Annotated in this window: 5 protein-coding genes; 2 read left to right on the top strand and 3 right to left on the bottom strand. The window is 71.2% G+C overall.

The window, feature by feature from the left end; all coding sequences use genetic code 11:
- Together FRW57_RS24145 and FRW57_RS17965 are read left to right on the top strand one after the other, a co-directional pair.
- Window positions 1-250: hypothetical protein (locus FRW57_RS24145; protein ID WP_203230398.1), on the top strand; the 250-nt coding region annotated here is incomplete at its 5' end.
- Window positions 243-983, top strand: coding sequence for a RibD family protein (locus FRW57_RS17965; RefSeq protein ID WP_152186641.1), 741 nt, complete (start codon window positions 243-245; stop codon window positions 981-983). The genes FRW57_RS24145 and FRW57_RS17965, both read left to right, overlap by 8 nt.
- On the opposite strand, the gene FRW57_RS17960 is transcribed toward FRW57_RS17965, so the two are convergent.
- The 3 genes from FRW57_RS17960 to FRW57_RS17950 form a co-directional block, all read right to left on the bottom strand.
- On the bottom strand, window positions 899-1738 hold the full coding sequence (locus FRW57_RS17960; RefSeq protein ID WP_152186640.1) for a YggS family pyridoxal phosphate-dependent enzyme: 840 nt from the start codon (window positions 1736-1738) through the stop codon (window positions 899-901). The two genes, FRW57_RS17965 and FRW57_RS17960, sit on opposite strands and share 85 nt — an antisense overlap.
- A 28-nt stretch (window positions 1739-1766) precedes the next feature.
- Window positions 1767-2444: an ion channel gene (locus FRW57_RS17955; RefSeq protein ID WP_137121498.1), complete on the bottom strand. Its 678-nt coding sequence runs from the start codon at window positions 2442-2444 to the stop codon at window positions 1767-1769.
- Between the two features lie 36 nt (window positions 2445-2480).
- On the bottom strand, window positions 2481-4336 hold a 1856-nt coding region (locus tag FRW57_RS17950), incomplete at its 5' end, for a DNA translocase FtsK (protein WP_152186639.1).

Here is a 4336-nt window from a genome sequence, read left to right as displayed (position 1 = left end):
GACCGCCGGCGTCGGCGCGGCCGTGGTGTATGGCGTGCTGGCCCTGGCGGGCGCGCTGCCAGGCGGTGTGGTCCTGGCTGTGGAGGCCGTGTCCCGTCGCCGTGGCTCCGCGCGCGGCGCGAAGGACCCGGAGGACGGGAAGGACACGCAGGACACGGCCGCGACGGCGTCCTCGAACGGTCAAGGTCAGACAACGACGCAGCGGCCACGACCGGCCCTGCCGACACGACGTGCCGCGGCCGATGGCTGACCGTCCCTACACCGTGCTCAGCTGCGGCATGTCCCTGGACGGCTATCTCGACTCGGCCTCCGGCGAGCGGCTCGTGCTGTCCAACCGCGCCGACCTCGACCGCGTGGATGCGGTGCGTGCGACCTGCGACGCGATCCTCGTGGGGGCCGCCACCGTCCGCAACGACGACCCCCGGCTGACGGTGCGGGCCGCGCGCCGCCGCACAGCACGCGTCGCCCGGGGCCGGACACCCTCGCCGATCAAGGTCACCGTGACCGGCTCAGGCGACCTCGACCCACGGACCCGGTTCTTCACCCACGGCGGTGGCACCAAGCTGGTCTACGCCGCGAGCGCCGCCGCGACCGCGTGCAGCAACCTGCACTCGGTGGCGACCGTGGTCGACGCCGGGGCGACGGTGACCATGCGCTGGCTCAGTGAGGACCTGCACGCCCGCGGTGTCCGCCGGCTCATGGTGGAAGGCGGCGGACACGTCCACACCCAGTTCCTGACCGACGACCTGGCCGACGAGCTGCACCTGGTCGTCGCGCCCTTCTTCGTCGGCGACTCGCAGGCGGTGCGGTTCGTCGCCGACGGCGCCTTCCCCTTCCACGCGGGGCGCCGGGCCCGGCTGGCCCAGGTGCGACAGCTGGGTGACGTGGTGCTGCTGCGCTACGGCCTGTCCGACCGGTTCACGCAAGTGGAGCCGGACCGCGACGGCGACGGCGGCCCGCCCGCGGAGTCGGTGGGCCAGTAGTAGCTGTCCGGCAGCGGCCGCGCCCCGAAGATGGCCTGCCCGACCCGGACCACGGTGGCCCCCTCCTCGACCGCCACCTCGAAGTCCCCGGACATGCCCATCGACAGGCCGCCGGGACCGATCAGGTCGGGATCGATCTCACGGGCCCGGTCCCTCACCTCGCGCAGCCGCACGAAGCAGGGTCGGACCCGCTCGGTGTCGTCGCTGAACACGGCCAGCGTCATCAGCCCCTGGATCCGCAGCGAGGTGAACCGGGGCAGCTGCCGCAAGAAGCCCAGGGCCTCCCCCGGCGGCAGACCGTACTTCGAGTCCTCGCCGGACGTGTTGACCTGCACGTAGACGTCCAGGCTGCGGCCCGCTGCCTGCAGTCTCCGGTCCAGTGCCTCGGCCACCTTGAGCCGGTCGAGCGCGTGGAACTCGGTGGCGAAGGCCACCACGTCCTTGGTCTTGTTGGTCTGCAGGTGCCCGATGATCGACCACTCGACGGCGAGGTCGGCCAGCGCGTCGTGCTTGCGCGCCGCCTCCTGGACCTTGTTCTCACCCAGCCGGTGGCAGCCGGCCTGCACCGCGAGCCGGATCCGGTCCTCGGTCACGGTCTTGCTGACCGGGAGCAGCGCCACCTCGCCGGGTCGGCGACCCGACCGGCGCGCAGCGGCGTCGATGAGGGCGCGCACGTGGTCGAGGTGGTCGGCGAGCTCCTGCACCGTTCCGGCCGTCGGGTACCGCGGCCCGGTCCCACTCCCGTCGGCTGGCACACGGACAGCCTACGAGGCCTGCCGTCCCTCAGCGGCGGAAGCGAGCCAGGGTGAGCCCGAGCAGCCGCGCCACCACCAGAGCCACGTAGTTCAGCCCGGCCAGCTGCTCGAGCATGATGAAGGAACGGGCGTGCGCCGTGCCGGGCACGATGTCGGACAGCCCGGTGTTGGTCATCGTGGTGAAGGACAGGAAGAGCAGCTCCATCCAGGACAGCGGCGTGTTGGGGTCGGGGGCCGCCCCGAGGAACGCGTTGGGCCAGATGACCTGGATCGCGCTGTAGAGGTAGGCGAACCCCCAGGCCACGACGGTGAAGCAGGCACCGGTCGCGAACAGCTCGTCCCGGGTGACCCAGTTGTCCGCGAACATGTACCGCAGCAGCGCCCACGCCGTGTAGAAGTAGAAGATCGCGTGCGTGAACCCCGACATGAGCTCCACCGCGGACACGCCGGGATCGACGGCTTCGAACACCGTGAGCGCCACCGCCGGTATGCCGATCACGACGCTGACGATGTTCATCGCCGGTGTGCGACGCACGGCCAGCACGGCCAGCCCGAGCACGAGGACGCCGATCACCGAGACGACGGTCCGGCCGGCAGAGGTGGCGTCCGTGAACGGGTAGATGATCACGCTGCCCAGCTGGACGGCGAGCAGCACCGCTGAGGGATGGTCCTTGACGGTCTCCCAGGCATCCCGCACTCGCGTCATGCGGGACACCTTAGGGAAAGAGCCCCCTGCCCGGTGTCAGCGCCTCTCGGTCAGCGACCACGCGTCCTCGTCGCTCTCCGCCTCGACCTCTTCCAGGCCCTCCGGCGGCGCGGCCCCCGCTTCGGGGCGCACCGGGGCGGGGGGCGCCGGGGCGGGGGCAGCCGCAGCGTCTGCCCGGTCGTCGTAGACCGGGTCGTCGTCGGGCACGTCCTCGCCCCGCATCAGCGCCAGCGTGGTCGCCAGGTCGTCCGGCTTGACCAGGACGTCACGCGCCTTGGACCCCTCCGACGGTCCGACGACGCCACGTGACTCGAGCAGGTCCATCAGCCGGCCGGCCTTGGCGAACCCGACCCGCAGCTTGCGCTGCAGCATCGAGGTGGAGCCGAACTGCGTGGTGACCACCAGCTCCGTGGCCTGCAGCAGCAGGTCGAGGTCGTCGCCGATGTCCTCGTCGATCTGCTTCTTGGGCGCCACGACCGTGACGTCGTCGCGGTAGTTCGGCTTGAGCTGGCCGGTGACGTGCCCGACGACTCGCTGGATCTCGGACTCGGTGACCCATGCACCCTGGACCCGCATCGGCTTGGAGGCACCCATCGGCAGGAAGAGGGCGTCGCCCTGGCCGATGAGCTTCTCGGCTCCCGGTTGGTCCAGCACGACCCGGGAGTCGGCCAGCGACGAGGTGGCGAACGCCATCCGCGACGGCACGTTGGCCTTGATCAGGCCGGTGACCACGTCGACCGAGGGCCGCTGCGTCGCCAGCACGAGGTGGATGCCGGCCGCGCGCGCCAGCTGGGTGATCCGGACGATCGACTCCTCGACGTCACGCGGCGCGACCATCATCAGGTCGGCCAGCTCGTCGACGATGACCAGCAGGTAGGGGTAGGCCTGCAGCACCCGCTCGGAACCGGGCGGGGTCTTCAGCTTGCCGGTGCGGACCGCCTTGTTGAAGTCGTCGATGTGCTTGTAGCCGAAGGCGGACAGGTCGTCATACCGCGTGTCCATCTCCCGGACGACCCACTGCAGGGCCTCGGCGGCCTTCTTGGGGTTGGTGATGATCGGCGTGATCAGGTGCGGGATGCCCTCGTAGCCGGTCAGTTCCACGCGCTTGGGGTCGACCAGGACCATCCGGACCTCGTCGGGCGTGGCCCGCATCAGGATCGAGGTGATCATCGAGTTGACGAAGCTCGACTTGCCCGCGCCGGTGGCTCCGGCCACCAGCAGGTGCGGCATCTTCGCCAGGTTGGCGATGACGTAGCCGCCCTCGACGTCCTTGCCGACCCCCATGACCATGGGGTGCTCGTTGGCCCGGGCGACCTGGCTGCGCAGCACGTCACCGAGACTGACCGTCTCGCGGTCGGTGTTGGGGATCTCGACGCCGATCGCGGACTTGCCCGGGATCGGGCTGAGGATGCGCACGTCGGCCGACGCCACGGCATACGCGATGTTCCTGGACAGCGCCGTGACCCGCTCGACCTTGGTGCCGCGACCGAGCTCGACCTCGTAGCGAGTCACGGTCGGGCCGCGCATGAAGCCGGTCACCTGGGCGTCGATGTCGAACTGGTCGAGGACCCCGGTGAGTGCCTCCACCACGTGGTCGTTGACGGCCGACCGCTTCTTGTGCGGCGGGCCGGCGGTCAGCAAGGTGTTGTCGGGCAGCGTGTAGGTGACGTCCCCGGCCAGCGCCAGCTGCTCCACCCGCTGCGGCAGCGGGGTCGTCGGGGGCGCCTCGAGGCCGCCCTTGTCGGGGACCTGGCCCGGGCCGGGAGGGTCGGTGGCATCGGTCGAGGGCGGGGGATCGGCAGCACTCGGCGCCAGCACGCCGGGCGCGGTGGGTCGCTTCTCCCCGGGGCGGGGGCCCTTGCCCCGCGAGTCGCCCACGGCGTTGCCGTCGG

The sequence above is a fragment of the Segeticoccus rhizosphaerae genome (assembly GCF_009192725.1).
In the GTDB taxonomy this organism is placed as follows: Bacteria; Actinomycetota; Actinomycetes; order Actinomycetales; family Dermatophilaceae; genus Segeticoccus; species Segeticoccus rhizosphaerae.
This window is presented reverse-complemented; position numbering and strand designations above follow the sequence as displayed.

Coding starts and splice junctions, on each gene's coding strand:
- FRW57_RS17965 (WP_152186641.1), top strand. CDS start 243: ATGGCTGACCGTCCCTACACCGTGCTCAGCTGCGGCATGTCCCTGGAC.
- FRW57_RS17955 (WP_137121498.1), bottom strand. CDS start 2,444: ATGACGCGAGTGCGGGATGCCTGGGAGACCGTCAAGGACCATCCCTCA.